The sequence below is a fragment of the Sphingomonas sp. Leaf62 genome (assembly GCF_001421915.1).
GTDB lineage: Bacteria > Pseudomonadota > Alphaproteobacteria > Sphingomonadales > Sphingomonadaceae > Sphingomonas.
This window is the reverse complement of the sequence record NZ_LMLN01000001.1, coordinates 87,208-104,639: the sequence shown is the minus strand read 5'-3', so window position 1 is coordinate 104,639 and position 17,432 is coordinate 87,208. Positions and strand designations below refer to the sequence as shown.

At 66.1% G+C, this 17,432-nt stretch carries 15 protein-coding genes; 7 read left to right on the top strand and 8 right to left on the bottom strand.

Annotated features, from left to right (window positions below):
* Nucleotides 1-177 precede the first annotated feature (177 nt).
* Genes rodA through ASE91_RS00440 form a run of 5 tightly spaced genes read right to left on the bottom strand, consistent with a single transcriptional unit; the run spans nt 178 to nt 5,801 of the window.
* A complete protein-coding gene (gene rodA / locus ASE91_RS00460; RefSeq protein ID WP_056621738.1) occupies nt 178-1,314 on the bottom strand; it encodes a rod shape-determining protein RodA in 1,137 nt (378 codons plus the stop codon).
* A complete protein-coding gene (gene mrdA, locus ASE91_RS00455) occupies nt 1,311-3,347 on the bottom strand; it encodes a penicillin-binding protein 2 (RefSeq protein ID WP_056621736.1) in 2,037 nt (678 codons plus the stop codon). Before mrdA ends, rodA begins: the two co-directional genes overlap by 4 nt.
* On the bottom strand, nt 3,344-3,844 hold the full coding sequence (gene mreD / locus ASE91_RS00450; RefSeq protein ID WP_056003883.1) for a rod shape-determining protein MreD: 501 nt from the start codon (nt 3,842-3,844) through the stop codon (nt 3,344-3,346). The genes mrdA and mreD overlap by 4 nt, the downstream gene beginning before the upstream one ends.
* Complete coding sequence (gene mreC, locus ASE91_RS00445) at nt 3,841-4,740, bottom strand: rod shape-determining protein MreC (protein ID WP_056621734.1); 900 nt, start codon at nt 4,738-4,740, stop codon at nt 3,841-3,843. The genes mreD and mreC overlap by 4 nt, the downstream gene beginning before the upstream one ends.
* A gap of 17 nt (nt 4,741-4,757) precedes the next feature.
* Nucleotides 4,758-5,801: a rod shape-determining protein gene (locus ASE91_RS00440; protein WP_055756311.1), complete on the bottom strand. Its 1,044-nt coding sequence runs from the start codon at nt 5,799-5,801 to the stop codon at nt 4,758-4,760.
* Nucleotides 5,802-5,941: 140 nt separating this feature from the next.
* Here ASE91_RS00440 and mutL point away from each other — a divergent pair, with 140 nt between their 5' ends.
* The 3 genes from mutL (at nt 5,942) to ASE91_RS00425 (ending at nt 11,106) form a co-directional block, all read left to right on the top strand.
* Nucleotides 5,942-7,717, top strand: coding sequence for a DNA mismatch repair endonuclease MutL (gene mutL / locus ASE91_RS00435; RefSeq protein ID WP_056621732.1), 1,776 nt, complete (start codon nt 5,942-5,944; stop codon nt 7,715-7,717).
* Nucleotides 7,718-7,727: 10 nt separating this feature from the next.
* Nucleotides 7,728-9,896, top strand: coding sequence for an aldehyde oxidoreductase molybdenum-binding subunit PaoC (paoC, locus tag ASE91_RS00430; protein ID WP_056621730.1), 2,169 nt, complete (start codon nt 7,728-7,730; stop codon nt 9,894-9,896).
* Between the two features lie 496 nt (nt 9,897-10,392).
* A complete protein-coding gene (locus ASE91_RS00425; RefSeq protein ID WP_056621728.1) occupies nt 10,393-11,106 on the top strand; it encodes a hypothetical protein in 714 nt (237 codons plus the stop codon).
* A 113-nt stretch (nt 11,107-11,219) separates the two neighbouring features.
* Here ASE91_RS00425 and ASE91_RS00420 read toward each other — a convergent pair whose 3' ends face one another.
* From ASE91_RS00420 to ASE91_RS00410, 3 genes are all read right to left on the bottom strand, one after another.
* Nucleotides 11,220-12,815, bottom strand: coding sequence for a sensor histidine kinase (locus ASE91_RS00420; protein ID WP_056621726.1), 1,596 nt, complete (start codon nt 12,813-12,815; stop codon nt 11,220-11,222).
* Nucleotides 12,812-13,522 (bottom strand): response regulator transcription factor, encoded by a 711-nt coding sequence (locus ASE91_RS00415; RefSeq protein WP_056621725.1) that lies wholly within the window; start codon nt 13,520-13,522, stop codon nt 12,812-12,814. Before ASE91_RS00415 ends, ASE91_RS00420 begins: the two co-directional genes overlap by 4 nt.
* Nucleotides 13,523-13,700: 178 nt before the next feature.
* Nucleotides 13,701-13,916 (bottom strand): hypothetical protein, encoded by a 216-nt coding sequence (locus ASE91_RS00410; protein WP_056621722.1) that lies wholly within the window; start codon nt 13,914-13,916, stop codon nt 13,701-13,703.
* Between the two features lie 147 nt (nt 13,917-14,063).
* Here ASE91_RS00410 and ASE91_RS00405 point away from each other — a divergent pair, with 147 nt between their 5' ends.
* From ASE91_RS00405 to ASE91_RS00390, 4 genes are all read left to right on the top strand, one after another.
* On the top strand, nt 14,064-14,624 hold the full coding sequence (locus ASE91_RS00405; protein WP_056621833.1) for a YkgJ family cysteine cluster protein: 561 nt from the start codon (nt 14,064-14,066) through the stop codon (nt 14,622-14,624).
* Nucleotides 14,625-14,989: 365 nt separating this feature from the next.
* Nucleotides 14,990-15,334, top strand: a complete 345-nt coding sequence (locus ASE91_RS00400) for a serine aminopeptidase domain-containing protein (protein ID WP_162233604.1) — start codon at nt 14,990-14,992, stop codon at nt 15,332-15,334.
* Between the two features lie 54 nt (nt 15,335-15,388).
* Nucleotides 15,389-15,607, top strand: coding sequence for a hypothetical protein (locus ASE91_RS00395; RefSeq protein WP_056621718.1), 219 nt, complete (start codon nt 15,389-15,391; stop codon nt 15,605-15,607).
* Nucleotides 15,608-16,066: 459 nt separating this feature from the next.
* Nucleotides 16,067-17,419, top strand: coding sequence for a methyl-accepting chemotaxis protein (locus ASE91_RS00390; protein ID WP_156357588.1), 1,353 nt, complete (start codon nt 16,067-16,069; stop codon nt 17,417-17,419).
* Nucleotides 17,420-17,432 lie beyond the last annotated feature (13 nt).

Below are 17,432 nucleotides of genomic sequence, written 5' to 3'. Positions count from 1 at the left end.
TGGGCTCGAACCAAGGACCCGCTGATTAAGAGTCAGCTGCTCTACCAACTGAGCTATGCGTCCGTCGCCTGCGCGATGGGGCGGATCGGTTTAGGGCCGTTCCGCCGTTGGAGCGGGGCCTTTAGCGAACCTTGCCGGCGATGCAAACCCTATTTCTCGCCAGCCTGAAAATTAGCGTCAGAAGCGGACGCGTTCGCGGTTCTCGCGGTCGATCGCCATCAGGATGCCGATACAGCCGAGCACCGTCATCTGCGCCGATCCACCATAGCTGACCAGCGGCAAGGGGATGCCGACCACGGGGGCGAGCCCCATCACCATCATCAGGTTGATGGCGACATAGAAGAAGATCGTCGTCGCTAGCCCACCCGCGACCAGTTTCGAAAACCGCCCCTCCGCCCGTACGCCCACGCCGACTCCCCACCGGACCAGCAGGATGAACGCCGTGATCAAGAATACGCCGCCGATCAGCCCCCATTCCTCCGCCATCGTCGCGAACACGAAATCGGTATGGCCCTCGGGCAGATAGTCGAGATGGCTTTGCGTGCCGTTCAGAAAGCCCTTGCCGAAGATCCCGCCCGATCCGATCGCGATCTTCGACTGGCTGATATGATAGCCGGTGCCGAGCGGGTCGCTTTCGGGGTCGAGGAAGATCAGGACGCGGTTGCGCTGATATTCGTGCAACAGGAAATGGAAGGCGAGCGGCGCCGCGATCGCCAGCCCCAGCGCACCGCCGACGAACAACCGGATCGGCAGCCCGGCAAGGAACATGACGGTCAGGCCGCCCGCGGTGATCATCAGCGCGGTGCCGAGATCGGGTTGCAGCATCACCAGCACCACCGGGATGCCCAGCATCGCCGCCGCCGGCCACACCGCGCTGAACCGCCGTATCTCGCCTGCCGGCAGCAATTCGTAGAAGCGCGCCAACGCCAGCACGATCGCCGGCTTCATGAATTCGGATGGCTGAACCCGGATGAAGCCGAGATCGAGCCAGCGCTGCGATCCGCCACGCACCGCCCCGGCCAATTCCACCAGGATCAACAGGACCGTAATGACGGCATAGGCCGGCAGCGCGAGGTCGCGCCAGAAGGTCAGGCGGATGCGCGAGATACCGATCGCGAGCAGCAGGAAGATGGCGAAGGCGATCCCCTGTCGCGACGCCCATGGCTGGACGCTGCCGCCGGCCGCCGAGAACAGCACGACCAGTCCGAAGCCACCGATCGCCAGCAGCAGGAACAGCACCCGCCACGGCAATTGCGCTAGCGGGGCGGGGACGAAGCCCAGCCCGTGCGAGGTCGTTTGGTTGAGGCGTTTCATTCTGTGCGTCGGGTTTCGTTCGACTGGGCGACGGCAGGGTCGGGTTCGATCTGGTTGGCGACCGCGGAATCGACGACGTTGGTCGTCGCTCCCTCGACATCCGCCGGCGTCGCAGGGACGCTCAGCACCGGCACGCGTTGTGCGGCCTCGAAACTCCGCCATTGGGTCGCCATGCGGGCGTTGATGTCACCACCCCATTCGCGTTCGAGCGGTTCGAGACGGGCCATCGCCTTGTCCCGGTCGAACAGCCACGACAGGATGTCGCTGGCGATCGGCGCGGCGGTATAGATATGGCCGGAGTGTTCGAGCACGACCGACACCGCATAGCGTGGTGCGTTGGCGGGGGCGTAGCCGATGAATAGCGAGTGATCGCGCATCTTGAACGGCAGGGCACCATCCCCCAGCACACCGGTGCGCCGCTCGGCCATGGTGATGCGGCGGACCTGCGCCGTCCCGGTCTTTCCTGCGAGCTCGATGCCGGGCAGTCCCTGAAATCGCGAACGACCGCCGGTGCCACCGCCGTTGATGACGGCCCATGTCGCCTTGTGCACGGTCTCCAGCATGGCCGGATCAATGTTCATCGATGGCGCTGGCCGGTGCGGCGTGTCGAGCAGCAAACGGGGCACGACCCGTCGCCCCTGGGCGATGCGGGCGGCCATCACTGCCAGTTGCAGCGGGTTGGTCAGCACATAGCCCTGTCCGATCGACGCGTTGACCGAGTCCGCAACAGTCCACTTCTGCTTGTATTTTCGGTACTTCCAAGCGCTATCTGGTACGGTGCCATAGCGTTGCGACTGAAAGGGCAGTTCATATTCCTGCCCCAACCCCATCGCGCGGACGGTCGGTGCGAAATTGTCGTATCCCAGCTCGCGCGCCATGGTGTAAAAATAGATGTCGCAGCTCTGCGCGACTGCCCCGACCATGTCGAGCGGGCCATGGCCGCCGCGCTTGTGGCAGTGGAATCGACCGGTGCCGACCTGCAACACGCCCGAACAGTTCACTCGGCGATGCGGGTCGATCCCCGCGCGCAGGATCGCCAGCGCGTGCATCGGCTTGACCGTCGACCCCGGCGGATACAGGCCCTGCAACGTCTTGTTCATCAACGGAATATGGTCGTCGCTCGACAGCATCTTCCATTCGAGCCGCCCGATGCCGTCGGAAAAGCTGTTGGGATCATAGGCCGGCATCGACACCATCGCCAGCACGTCGCCGGTCACCGCGTCCATCACCACCGCCGATCCGGAGTTGGGACCCAGCCGCCGCGCCGCATATTCCTGGAGCCCCAGATCGATGGTCAGCCGGACGTTCTTGCCCTGCTTGTCGGGACGGGTTTCGAGTTCGCGGACGATCTGGCCGCGCGCCGTAACCTCGACCCGCTTGGCACCGGCGGCACCGCGCAGGTCGGATTCGAGCGTCTTTTCAAGGCCATCCTTGCCGAGCTTGAACCCCGGAGTCACCATCAGCGGATCGCGCGTCTGCTTGAACTGTTCGGCGGTCGCGGCACCGACATAGCCGGTCAGATGCGCCACGGCGGCCCCCGGCGGATAGCTGCGCGAAAACCCCCGCGTCGGCTGCACGCCTGGCAGCTCGGGCAGGCGGACGCTGACTGCCGCGAACCGTTCCCAGTCGAGATTCTCGGCGACCTGCACGGGCGTGAAATTGCCGGCGCGCTTCAGGTCGGTCTGGATGCGCGCCATGTCTTCGGCGGTCAGTGCCAGCAATTGCTGCAACTCGCCGAGCACGCGGTCGCCATCCTCCATCCGGTCGGGGATCAGGTCGACGCGGAAATCGGTGCGGTTGTTGGCGATCGGCGCACCGTGCCGGTCGATGATCCACCCGCGGCGCGGCGGGATCATGGTCAGGTTGACGCGGTTGCTTTCGGCGAGGAGGTTATAGCGCTCGTTCTCAGCGACCGACAGCCACGCCATCCGCCCGGCCAGCACGACGCCGACCGCCGCCTGCGCGCCGCCCAGCACCATCGCCCGCCGGGAGAAGCTGAACGCCTGTGCGGCTTCGGTGACGATCCTGCTCATTCATCCTCACGGCCCGCAAGTGCCGTACATAGCCGCGTGGCCAGCGGAAACAACGCCACAGACACCACGATCTGAAACACCAACGCCGTATCGACCTGCGCCGAAAGCCGGCTGGCGAAGATCCGCCCCGCCATCAGGCACAGCGCGATCGATCCGCCCGCCAGCAGCCAGTCCTGCCAGAAATCCCGCGTCACCAGCCGTGTATCGACCAGATCGAGCATCAGCGAACATATCTGCCACATCAGCGCCGCGCTGCCCAGCGGCTGTCCGCTGACCAGATCGTCGAACAGGCCAAGCGGTGCCGCTGCCCAGACCGGCAGAGCGCCCGGCCGGAACAGCCGCCAGCCAAGGAACATCAACAGCCCGAACGGCGGCAGGAACGGCACCGATGCAACCACGGGGATCAGCGTCATCAACGATCCGGCGAGAATGCTGATGACCGCCTTGCGTGTCAGGACGCGATCGTTGCGATCGTCGTCAGGCCCCAGCAGCTTCATTCGGCGGCGGGCTCGGGACTGGGCGTGGGAGTCGGGGTCGGGCGCGGCACCGGCGGTTGCAGGAACGCCCGCTCGACCAGCGCGAAGTCGAGCGCGTCCGGTTCGGCAAAAACTCGCGCCGGGGCAACGTCGCGCTGGCTGCGCGAAATCCGGGCGACGGGAATGCCGGGCGGATAGAGGCCGCCGGTACCCGAGGTGACGAAGACATCGCCCGCCAGCAACGGCGCGTTGACCACGCCGGCGGTGCGAACCTCGACCTGTCCGTTGCCCAGACCGGCGACGATCGCTGACAGCCCGTCGCGGGTCCGGCGGACCGGCACGATGCTTTCCGGATCGAGGATCAACAGGACGCTGGCCGTGTTCGGGCTGGTTTCGACGATCCGGCCGATCAACCCGTCGGGCCCGCGCACCGGCTGTCCACGCAGCACGCCCTGCGACGATCCGGCGTTCAGCGTCGCATATCGCCGGGTGCTGCCGGCCGAACTGTTGACCAGCCGGGCCGCGATTACCGGCGATGCCGACCGGTCGCGCAGCGCCAGCAACGTCCGCAACCGTGCATTTTCGCGGTTCAGCGACCGCGCCTGCATCAGATAGCGTTGGGTCGCCGCCTCGCGCGCGCGCAACTGCCGGTTTTCATCGACCGCACCGAAATAATCGCCGATCCCGCGCGGTACCGACGACACCCCGTCCCAGACCCAGTCGAGCCCGGCCGAGACCGGCGTCGTCGCTTCGCGCACCGCCCCGCGCAGCACGGCAAAGGCGCGCGGATCGATGATCGAAATCAGGAGCAGGATGGCACCGACTAATGCCCCGCTCGCCGCCAGCACATAGCCCGCGAACACGGTATACTGCGCCCGCCGCGAGAAACCCGGGCGGTGGTTGCGTGGCGGCGCCATGCTCCCCGACCCCTATATCAAACGGCGAGCAGGACGCCCTTGTAGATCGGATCCTCGAGCGCACGCCCGGTGCCGAGCGCGACGCAGGTCAGCGGGTCTTCGGCGACCGTCACCGGCAGGCCGGTCTCGTCGCGCAACACCTCGTCGATCCCCTGCAACAGCGCGCCACCACCGGTCAGCACGATGCCCTGATCGACGATATCGGCGGCCAGTTCGGGTGCGGTGTTTTCCAGCGCGATCCGCACGCCTTCGACGATCGCGGCGACCGGTTCGGACAGCGCCTCGGCGATCTGACCCTGGTTGATCTGGATTTCCTTGGGCACACCGTTCACCAGGTCGCGGCCCTTGATGTAGATGAGCGTGCCGATCCCGTCCGCCGGCGGCTTGGCCGTGCCGACTTCTTGCTTGATCCGCTCGGCCGTGGCTTCACCGATCAGCAGATTATGGTTGCGGCGGACATAGCTGACGATCGCTTCGTCCATCTTGTCGCCGCCGACGCGAACCGACGTGGAATAGGCGAGGCCGCGCAGCGAGAGAACGGCGACTTCGGTCGTGCCGCCGCCGATGTCGACGACCATCGACCCGATCGGCTCGGTCACCGGCATGTCGGCACCGATCGCGGCCGCCATCGGCTCCTCGATCAGCCACACCTGCGACGCGCCCGCATTCGACGCGGCGTCTCGGATCGCGCGGCGTTCGACGCTGGTCGAACCCGACGGCACGCAGATCACGATCTGCGGCCAGCGGATGAAGCGGCGCTGACCGTGCACCTTCTGGATGAAATGCTTGATCATCTGTTCGGCGACATCGATGTCGGCGATCACGCCGTCGCGAAGCGGGCGAATCGCCTCGATCGAACCGGGGGTCTTGCCCATCATCAGCTTGGCGTCGTCGCCGACCGCCTTCACCCGCTTGACGCCGTTGAGCGTTTCGACCGCCACCACCGACGGTTCGTTCAGCACGACCCCGCGACCGCGCAGATATACCACCGTATTGGCGGTACCCAGGTCGATCGCCATGTCGTGCGACATGAACTTGAAGAAACGCGAGAAGAAGGCCATCGATACTTCCGTCGTTGCCCGCGTGTCCCGACGCGGCGGTTCGCAGCTTGTACCTCGACCCGTCCGATCGGCTATCCGATCGGTTGCACGATGGCAGTTCCAGGTCGCGGGATGAGGCCGCTTGGGCTAGAGCGATCTCCATGTCAATACGCCGTCTCCCCGAGCATCTCGTCAACCGCATCGCCGCCGGGGAAGTGGTGGAACGCCCTGCTTCCGCGCTGAAAGAACTGGTCGAGAACGCGATCGATGCCGGGGCGACCCGGATATCGGTTCGCCTGGCTGGTGGCGGCATCGACCTGATCGAGGTTGCCGACGACGGCTGTGGCATGGGACCGGCCGATATGGCGCTGGCGCTCGAACGCCATGCCACCTCGAAACTGCCCGACGACCGGATCGAAGCGGTCACGACCCTGGGGTTTAGGGGCGAGGCGCTGCCGTCGATCGCCAGCGTCGCCCGGCTGTCGATCGAGAGCAGACCGGCGGGGGCGGAGGGCTGGCTGCGCACCGTCGACAATGGCGAGGTGGTCGACGATCGCCCCGCCGCCGTGCCGCCGGGCACCCGCATCCGGGTGGAAGGGCTGTTCGCCCGCGTGCCGGCGCGGCGCAAGTTTCTGCGCTCCGCCCGGTCGGAATTCGCCGCATGCGTCGATCAGGTCCGGCGACTGGCGATGGCGCGCCCCGACATCGCCTTCACCCTCGAACATGATGGCCGGCGGGTGCTGGGCGTGCAGGCCGGCGAGTCGCGGCCCGAACGCGTTGCGGCGCTGACCGACCGGGCGCTCGCCGCCAATTCGGTCGGACTGGACTGGGCGCGTGAGGGGATGCGTCTGGGCGGCGTCGCCGGGCTGCCGACCTTTCACCGCGGCGTGGCCGATCATCAATATCTGTTCGTCAACGGCCGCCCGGTAAAGGATCGGCTGCTGTCGGGGGCGGTGCGCGGTGCCTATGCCGAAATGCTGGCGCGCGATCGGCACGCGGTGGTCGCGTTGTTCCTCGACGTCGATCCCGACCTGATCGACGTGAACGTCCATCCCGCCAAGACCGAGGTGCGCTTCCGCGACCCGGCGGCCGCGCGCGGCCTGATCGTCGGTGGCCTGCGCCGGGCGCTCGACGAGGCCGGCTTTCGTGCGGCGCAGCGCCCCGCCGAGGAAGCGATGGCGGCATGGACGTCGGAACCGATCGCACCTGCCGTCCCGTCCGTATTGCCGCTGCCTCCGTTGGCCGAGGCGACCATAAAGTCGGGGTTCGCGTTCAACGAACGTCGCCCGACCTTCTTCGCACCGCCGCCGCAGGCCCGCGCGGAGGTCGCCACCGAACCACCGCCCGCCGCGACGCAATTCCCGCTGGGCGCTGCCCGCGGACAGGTTGCGCGGACCTATATCGTTGCCGAGGCCGAGGACGGGCTCGTGCTTGTCGATCAGCATGCCGCGCATGAACGGCTGGTGCTGGAACGGATGCGCGCCGCGCTGGCCACGGGCGGGGTCGCGCGACAGGCGCTGCTGATCCCCGAAGTGGTCGAACTGGACGAGTTCGCCTGCGACGCGCTGGAGGACAAGGCGGACGAACTGACGGAATTCGGCCTTGAACTCGAACGGTTCGGGCCGCGCGCGATGCTGGTGCGTGCCGTCCCGGCGGTGCTGGGGCAGGGCGATGTCCTCGGCCTCGTCACCGATCTGGCCGACGAAATCCGTGCGCACGACGCGGCGCTGTCGCTGAAGGAACGCATCGACCATGTCGCGGCGACGATGGCCTGCCATGGATCGGTCCGCGCCGGGCGGGTGTTGTCGGTGGTCGAGATGAACGCGCTGTTGCGCGAAATGGAAGTCACGCCACATTCGGGCCAGTGCAACCATGGTCGCCCGACCTGGATCAAGCTGGCGCATGGCGATATCGAAAAGCTGTTCGGCCGGAAATAGGAAGCAAGTCATGAAGTTCACCCAAGCCGCCGGACCGAACCCGACCGATACCATGCGGGTTCTGGGCCGTCCGACCGATCGGATCGAAGGGCCGCTGAAGGTCACCGGCCGCGCGACCTATGCCGCCGAATTCGCGGCGACCGACATGGCCTATGGGATGATCGTCACGACGACGATCGCCAGTGGCCGGATCGTGGCGATCGACGCCGCCGATGCGCTGTCCGCGCCCGGCGTGGTGGCGGTGGTGACGCACGAGAATGCCGGGCCGCTGGCGCGTGGCGACGATCACAAGGTGCCGATGCTCGCCGGCCCGCAGGTCGATCAGTTCGGGCAGGCGGCGGCGCTGGTCGTGGCGGACAGCTTCGAAGCGGCGCGCGCCGCCGCCCGGCTGATCCGGATCGACTATGCCGCCGAAAACGGCGTCTTCGATCTCGCGGATGCGAAGGATACTGCCGAGCGCAATTCCTCGCACGTCCATGGCGACTTCGATCGGGCCTTTGCCGATGCGCCGGTACAGGTCGATGCGACCTACTCCACCCCGGATCATGCCCATGCGATGATGGAGCCGCACGCGACGATCGCGGCGTGGGACGGCGACGAACTGACGCTATGGACCGCGAACCAGATGGTCGACTGGGCGGCGCGCGACATGGCCAAAGTGCTTGCCATGCCGAAGGAGAAGGTGCGGATCGTCGCGCACCATATCGGCGGCGGGTTCGGCGGCAAGCTGTGGGTCCGCGCCGATGCGGTGCTGGCGGCGGTCGCGGCGCGGCGGGTCGGGCGGCCGGTGAAGGTGGTGCTGACCCGGCCGCAGATGTTCAACAATACTCCGCACCGGTCGGCGACGATCCAGCGTGTGCGGCTGGGCGCGACGCGTGAGGGGCGGCTGACCGCGATCGGGCACGAAAGCTGGTCGGGCGACGTCGCGGGCGGCAGTCCCGAAGGGGCGGGGGCGCAGACCCGGCAGCTCTATGCCGCGCCGAACCGCCGGGTCGACGAGTGGCTGGCGACGCTGAACCTGCCCGAATCCAACGCGATGCGCGCGCCCGGCGAAGCGGTCGGCATGATGGCGATCGAAGCGGCGATGGACGAACTGGCCGAAAAGCTGGGCATCGATCCCGTCGAGTTGCGCATCCTGAACGATACGCAGGTCGATCCCGAAAATCCCGAACGCCGCTTCTCGCACCGCGATCTGGTCGGATGCCTGCGCGAAGGGGCCGAGCGTTTCGGCTGGAGCGCGAGGGTTCCGACGCCGGGCGCGCGGCGCGATGGTCGCTGGCGGATCGGCATGGGCATGGCGGCGGCCTATCGCGGCAATATCGTGCTGAAATCGGCGGCGCGCGTCGGTGTAGATGGTGCCGGACACGTGACCGTGACCACCGACATGACTGACATCGGCACCGGCAGCTACACGATCCTTGCCCAGACCGCTGCCGAAATGCTGGGCGTCGACCTCGATCAGGTGACCGTCCGGCTGGGTGAATCCAGCTTTCCGATCTCCGCCGGATCGGGCGGACAATTCGGCGCGAACAGCTCGACCGCCGGCGTCTATGCCGCATGTATGGGCCTGCGCGACCGGATCGCCGAAGCGGCCGGTTTCGAAGCCGTCACCGCCCGCTTTGCCGATGGCCGGGTGTGGTCAGGCAACAAGTCGGTGACGCTGGGCGAGGCCGCGGGCGGGCAGGGGATCGAGGTCGAGGACCGGATCGAGTTCGGCAACCTGACCAAAAAATACGTGCAGGGAACCTTCGGCGCGCATTTCGTCGAAGTCGCGGTCGACGTCGATACCGCCGAAATCCGGGTGCGGCGAATGCTGGGCGTGTTCGGTGCCGGACGCATCCTCAACCCCAAATCGGCGCGCAGCCAGATACTGGGCGCGATGACGATGGGCGTCGGCGCGGCCCTGACCGAGGAACTGGTGATCGACGCCCGGCTCGGCGGGTTCATCAATCACGACATGGCCGAATATCATGTGCCGACCCATGCCGATATTCCGCATCAGGACATCGTCTTCCTCGACGAAGAGGACCCGCTGTCGTCGCCGATGAAGGCGAAGGGGGTTGGCGAACTCGGCATCTGCGGCGTCGGCGCGGCGGTGGCCAACGCCGTCTACAATGCGTGCGGCGTCCGGGTGCGCGACTATCCGATCACCGTCGACAAGCTGTTGGCCGGAATGTAGGTTCCGGCCGATCCCCACCGACGCTGTTCGGGCGGCTACGTCTCCGTCGATCCGCTTGAGGGGGACCTGCCCGCGATCCACCACGCTCGTTGGACGCCGGTGTTGGTGATGGCCAGACAGCCGGAGCTGTTGCTTACCTATTTCATCGTCGTCGTCGCACCGGCGATACTATTGCTGGCACTATTCTTCCAGACTGGACCGCACTGAACGCACAGGATGAACTGAAACTCCTCGGCAAGGACGTTGCACATCAGCGGAATATGTCGGAATGTCCCGCCTCGCGAAGTTTACAACCGGTTAGCGGCAACAATTAATATTTCGCTAACGCATCGCCATATTGTAAAATTATTGTTCCTCTGGAACCGCTTGGCAGGATCGGGGTTGTCGATTTCGCGCATCGTCGCAACCGGATCGTCGCGTTGACGGACCCGGTCTTCGGCCAGCCGTTCGGGAACCGCCGGGGCATGGCTGGGGGGATTTTAAAAGAGGGGGCATCATGCCAAGCAACAATTCGCTGATCACCACCGCTGCGTCGACGATCCTCGTCGCGAACGGCACCAACGACGTCATCTTCGGCCAGGATATCGCCACTGCCTATATCGTCAGCAACGGCGATGTCGGTGACGATACGATCCTGACCTTCCGCAAGAACGATTCGCTGATCAATTACCGGTCGATCGGCGATACGGTCGACGCTGGCGAGAACGGCGTGATCGCGGTCGATGGCGCCGGTGGTGCCGACCAGTTGACGCTCGTCGCCGCCGATGGCGGCGCGGTGAACCTGCGCTATCTGGGATCGAAGGACGGCGGCCATGCCTATGCCGACGCCTCGGTCCGGCTGGCGGGGTTCACCGAAGGAAAGGTCACCAACGACAGTTTCGACGCGTCGTCGGGCAGCTACAAATTCTTCTACGACAACGCGCTGGGCCTGAACCTCGGTTTCGACACGATCAACGGCTTCGGTGCCGACGATCAGATCGTCACCACCCGGCAGATTTTCGACAATGACGACAACGCCACGATCGGCTTCGGCAGCAACGACGTCCTCGACCTGTCGGGCGAAGGCGGTCCCAAGTCCAGTGATGGCTTCAAGCATCCGGGCGGGCAGATCGACCTGAACGGCGTCGGCCACAACATGGTCTCGATCGATTTCCTGTATCAGGAGACGATCAACGGCGTGACCTATTTCCATTACGGCATCGACGGCTGATCGAAGGGGGCCGGCGGCGTTCGCGCCAGCCGGCACCTTTCCCGAGGTAATCGACGACCGGCGTGGCAGATCGTTCGCCACGCCGGTCCTTATCCAGCGCCGTCGGTATCGCTCTACACCTCGGCCCGTTCTCCGGGGTCGATCGGCAGGCCAATGACGAACCGGGCACCGGCGATCGCCGTCCCCAACGTCAGCGTCCCGCCATAAGCTTCGGCCAGCGACCGCGCGATCGGCAGGCCGAGGCCGGTGCCGCCCGTCTCCCGCTTTGTCGTGAAGAACGCCTCGAAGATGCGGTCGCGATCGGCAGGCGCGATCCCCCAACCATCGTCGGCGACGTCGATCATGACGATGCCGTCCCCGACCGAAGCGGTAACCACCACGGCCGATGCCCCGGCCTGTCGCGCATTGTCGATAAGCGTGGTCAACACCGCCTCCAGCGTCCGCGCATCGATCGCCAGCTTGGGCAGTTGCCGGGGCAGCATGATCGACACGGTGAACCCGGCGGTCGCCAGTCCGTCGGCGACGATCGCCAGTACCGGCGGCAACGCCGCACCGGCTTTCCCGCCCGGCCGGTGCAGATCGGCCTTGGCCAGTTCCATCAATCGCCGCACCAGCCGCGACAGGCGTTCGGCATCGATCGCCATGTTGTGCAGGAACTGCCGCCGATCGGCCGGCGTCATGTCCGCCTCATGATCCTGCAACAGCTCGATCGCGCCGCTGATGCCCGCCAGCGGCGTCTTGAATTCGTGGCTGACCGAGGAGGCGAAGTCGCGCAGATAGCGCGACCGTTTGTCGATGCTGTCGGCCATCACCGCGAAGTCGCGGAACAGGTCGCGGATCTCGACGACCTGTAGCGAGGGCAGGTCGGTCGCCGCCGGCTGGCCCGATGCCAACGTCCGCGTCGACCGGCTGAGCCGCTCGATCGGCCGCACGATCGCCCGCGACAGGATCGCGGTCAGCACGATCAGCGCACCGAAGATCAGCACGATGCCGAGCATGATCTTGCCGCGATCCTCGTACATTCCCTTGAACAGCGGGCGCGGCGACCGCGATACCAGCAGCACGCCGCGAACCCGGCCATCGACCATGATCGGCCGCGTATGATGCAACCGCAGGTTCGACGCGCGACTGAGCCATTCGAACGGATAGCGGGAAACGTAGCCGCCATTTTCGCGCAACACCGTCGCCGGTCGTCCGGCCAGCGCCGACCGGATTTCCGGCAGTTGCCGCAGCGAACGTCCCGCCTCGCCCCCGTTCAGCAGGATACCCCTGCCGTCGAGCAGACGGATCGACGACAGCGTGGTGCGGCTGGTCTCGTCGATCGCCGGGAGCAGCCGCCGCGCGGTCGCCAGTGCATCGGGTTGCGGCGCATCCGCTACGACCAGCGCAGCGGGGCGGGGCGGCAGGATCGGCGAGGCACGCAGATCGACTTCGCTCTGCGGGTCATAGGGGTTGGCGGATGCCGGGCGGGGCCGCGCCACCGTCGGCCGTGGTCCCTGCCACAGGATCGCGGCGCTGGCGGCCAGCGCCGCACTTTGCGCGATCAGTTCGCCCTCGGTCCGGCGAACCAGTGCGTTCTCATATACCCGCAGGAACAGCGCGCCGAAGCCGGGCAGCGCCGCGACCAGCACCAGCGTACTGAACAGGATCGTGCGCAGCCGCAGCACCGGCCAATGCCGCGCAATGGCCGCCTTTGCCCGCGCGATCATGGCGTCGCGACCGGCTCCTTGCAGTTGCCCAGCCGATAGCCGACCCCGGCCCGCGTCTCGATCAGGTCGGCACAGCCCGCATCGGTGAATTTCCGGCGCAGGTTGCGGACATGGCTGTCGATCGTCCGGTCGGTGATCGCAAAGCCCGGTCCGTGCAGCCGGTCGATGATCTGGTCGCGCGAAAAGATGCGCGACGGCATCGATGCCAGCGTCCGCAGGATCGTGAACTCGGTCACCGTCAGCGCGACCTCCCGCCCCATCCAGTGCGCGGCCCATCCCTCGCCATCGATGCTCAGCCCGCCATAGCGAAAGCTCGCCACCGTCTCGGCACGCGGCGGATGCGCGGCGGTCCGGCGCAGGATCGCCATCGACCGGGCGACCACCTCACGCGGGGAAAAGGGTTTCACGACATAATCGTCACCGCCCAGCTCGATGCCGAGCACCCGGTCGATCTCGTCGTCGCGTGACGACAGGAACAGGATCGGGATATCGCCTGCCGCCCGCAACCGGCGACAGACCTCCAGCCCGTCCATGCGCGGCATGTTGATGTCGAGGACGATCAGGTCCGGCGGGTCGCGCGTCGCACTCGCCAATGCGTCCTCGCCATCGCCGGCCTCGCGGGTGTTCAGGCCCGCCTTGCCAAAGGCGAAGACCAGCAACTGGCGGATGTGCGGATCGTCATCGACGATCAGGATCGAACGCGGCATGGGGCACAGGATCATGGCCGCGCCTCGACTGTCAACGTGGAGCTGACCGCGGCGGGCGCGGCAGGTGGCGGTTTGATGCGTCCGTCGCACCGGCGGGTCGCGCCGGGCATCGGCAGCTTCCGGGCAAGTCCGGGCAGCCTCGCCCGGGCCGCTGCCATCCGCCGGTCCATGGTGAACATCACCGTGTTGCGGACGAAGCGGACGCGGTCGCGCTGCGCTGGATCGCCGGACGGGAGGCAATGACCAGCAGCAACAGCGCCGCCGGTCCGAACCCGATCTGCCCGCCATATGCACCGCGCTGATAGAACAGCCCATCGCCGGCCGTTACCAACATCAAGGCGGCGGCGACGCACCAGACGATGCGGCGGCGTTTGCAGGCGGTGGCGATATCCATGGGCGTCTCCGATTGGTCCGGGACACCGATGCGCCTGTGCTGCTGCACATCGTGCGGTCGCCATGGTTCGGATATCGGCTGGAAACGGTGCAGATTTCGTGCAGGGCGGCGGTTGCCTTTTCGGTCGCGCCTCGGCAACCGGGGCGGATGGACGATGTCGCCGATCTGGAAACGAACCTGCTCGGCCCGGTGCTGTCGCATCGATCGTGCGGCGATTGCACCGCCTGCTGCACGGTGCTGCCGGTCAACTCGCCCGATTTCGCCAAGCCGGCGGGCATCCCCTGTACCCATCTGACCGCGAACGGCTGCGGCATTCACGCGGTGCGGCCGCATATCTGCCGGACGTGGTTCTGCGTCTGGCGGCGCGACGAGGATCTGCCCGACGCGGCACGACCCGACCGCTCCGGGCTGCTGATTTCGGTCAATTTCGTCGCGAAACCGCAAAATTGTTTCGAAGGGGTCGCGATCAACGTCCGCCTGCTGCCCGGCAGCGACGCGATCGCAAACGGCACGGCCGCGCGGGTTCTGGATTTTTTGTGCGACCGCCTGATCCCCGTCTGGTTCAGTGACGGCGACAAGAAGATGCTGATGCACCCCGAACCCGACATCGCTCGCCTCGTCCTGTCGGGGGCACCGGCTCCGGGACCGTTACGGGACGAAGTAGCGGCGTGGCGCGATCAATATGGGATGTTTGCGTCGGACGGTTGAGGCGCAGGGCGCGTCCCTGGCGGAACGTGCCGGCCGGTCAGATCTGCGAGTAGCGCATCGGGCGTAGCATCCGATTATCGATGCCCGTGACCGTCTCGGCCAGCCCCGGCATCGCGATCAGGCGGCGCCATGCAGAATCCGCTCCGAACGCCTTCCAACTGGTAGACATGCGAGGGTTGTATTGTCGCAGCTAACATCACAGCAGGGACGGGGTAAAGCCGATGGGCCGATTGAAGTTTGCTTCGGTCGCAGGGCTGCTTCTCGCCATATCGCCCATGCCGTCGGCGGCGCAGCCCACAGCGTAACTGCCGTTAACGGTACCCGCCACGCGCGCGACTACGCTCGTCACCTGGGTGCCGAAGAAAGTGGATGATGTTGTCCTGTTTTTGACCGGCCATGGCGCATGGCCCGAGCGTTACGATGCGATCGCGTCGGCGTGGCAACAGGCAGGGTTCGCGGTGATTGCGTCGGTGCATGTCGACTCGATGCATTATTCCGATCGCGAGAAGTTCAGCTGCGAAGCGAATTTCGGCGAACGGATCGCCGATTGGCGCGCCGCGAGCGCCTATGCAGCGAAGACCTGGCCCGGACGGCCGGTAGTGGCGGCGGGACATAGCTTCGGTACACTGACCGCCTTACGCCTCGGCGGTGGGTTGGCAGCGCTCGGCAACTTCCGCGACCCCAGCGTCAGAGCAGTGCTGGGATTCTGATCGCCGGGGCGCATCCCCGGTCTGATCGGACCGGACGCCTATGCCGGTGATCGCGTGCCGATCCTGCTCGTCACCGGCGACCGCGACCGCGACCTCGCGCCCGGACTCGTCACCGATTGGCACGATCATCTGCTGCCGGTGCAGTCCGCCCCGGCCGGCGACAAGTACGGCGTTGTCTACTTTCGCGGGCGCAGCTACAATCAGTACCGATTTTCCGCGTGCCTACAGCCTGTCGGACGCCAAGGCTCGTGCCCGGCTGAAGACGGCATCTGAATGGACGCGGCACTAATGGCAGTTGGACATTGAGGGGCCGTCGTTGCGACCATCCTGGTTTCGCAGAGCGAAAGGGCGTCGCCCCAACACAAACCGGTGTTCGTGCGGCTTTCGCCCGGTGTCCCGCTACACAGGTGCTGACCATCGCCGGTTCGGTGTGCAAACCTCATCGGTCTGCATCTGAACATCATGTATCAGGTCGAACTGGCCGAGGCCGGCGAGGTATTGCGATAGTGGATCGTGACCGATCGAATGACAACGGCTTGGTCGCCGGTTCGACGGTTTGCGGATCGTTCCGTCACCACGCTCCCCGCGCATCCTACGCCGGTCGACGTGCAGCACCTGGCTGATGAAGGCCGTAATCTGCCGCTCCAACTCAGCAGCGTACTGCTACATAACAGCGAGCGCGCCGCCCAATCTGCGCTAACGTCGATTTAACACCCATGAACTACCATCCAAATGATGGAAACCGGGGCTATAATTTCGGGCCGTATTTGCTTGGACGAGCGTGGTCTCTTCGAGAAATGCCGGTTGTTTGGCTTCCAGGATTCGGATTCCCGACTTGGGCGCGCGGTCTGGGCCATCCTGAAGCCTCATGCCGCAGACATCGCCGCAGCGGAGATCGCGGAGTGGTACCGCCTGCTTCCCGCCAACGCCGCGGCAGAACGCGGCAGCCATGAAGCGGACCTATTCTCCGCGATCGAGGCGCAGCTATGCGACCCTGCGGGCGGGGCATGGCTGCAACACAGCGAGCAGTGGGTTGCAGCGGCATTTGCCGCCGGCGTCCCGCTCAGTACCATCCTCGCACTCGGCAGTGCGACGATCGCACGGTGCGTCGAGACGATGGCTGACGAGTATAACTGCTCCAAGGAGGAGCGGACCGCCATCAATCGCTTGTTTCTCAGGTTGCAGGCGATGGAAGGCGACGTCCTGACCACGCTCTACAATGCGCACAGGGATACGGTGCTGCAACACCAGCGCGCAGTGACCGCCGACGCCTTTCGCAACGGGATCGCGGCGCTGGTGGCCGAAAGCCTGGACGAAGGGGGGGCGCTACACGAGCAGACCGCACGGACCGCCGTAGCAACGCGGGGCATGCTGGACATGACAAGCGCCGTGGCGTTGGCCGCCGATCAATCCGCGACTGCGATGCGCGACGCCGCCGGAACCGCCGCCGGACTGATCCAGGCGATACAGACAGCGCAACAGGAGGTGAAGGAGGCGGCTGAAATAGCGTGCCTTGCGCGGGCGCAGGCAACGCACGCGGTCGGGGTATCCGTGTCCCTGAGCGATCATGCGCGCGCGATCGAGTCCATTCTCGGCTTGATCCGCGAAATCGCAGGCCGGACAAACCTGCTGGCGCTAAACGCTACCATAGAAGCGGCACGCGCTGGCAATGCCGGGCGAGGATTTGCGGTGGTGGCACAGGAAGTGAAGTCGCTGGCCCGGCAGACGGCGCATGCGACCGATGATATCGCAGCGAAGATCGGTGCAATCCAGTCGTCGACCCAAGCGGCGGTCGATATGAATGCCGAGATCAAGGCGACGGTAAACGCGGTGGAGAGCAGTGCCGGACGGATTCGTCGTGCCATGGAGGTGCAGGCGCAGACCGTGACCATGATTACGGCGGCCGTCGATGAAACCGCGCTGGCCGCCAGGATGACGTCGAACACGATCGCGGCGATCCACACCGACACCGAGGCGGTCGCCGAGAAGATGGGCCAGGTTGGGCAGGGCTTCGACCGGCTCAACGGGCGTCTGCACCTGCTGAAGAATAGCGCCGATGAATTTTCGCGCCGCGTCGCGTGCTGACATCGCCGCGCCG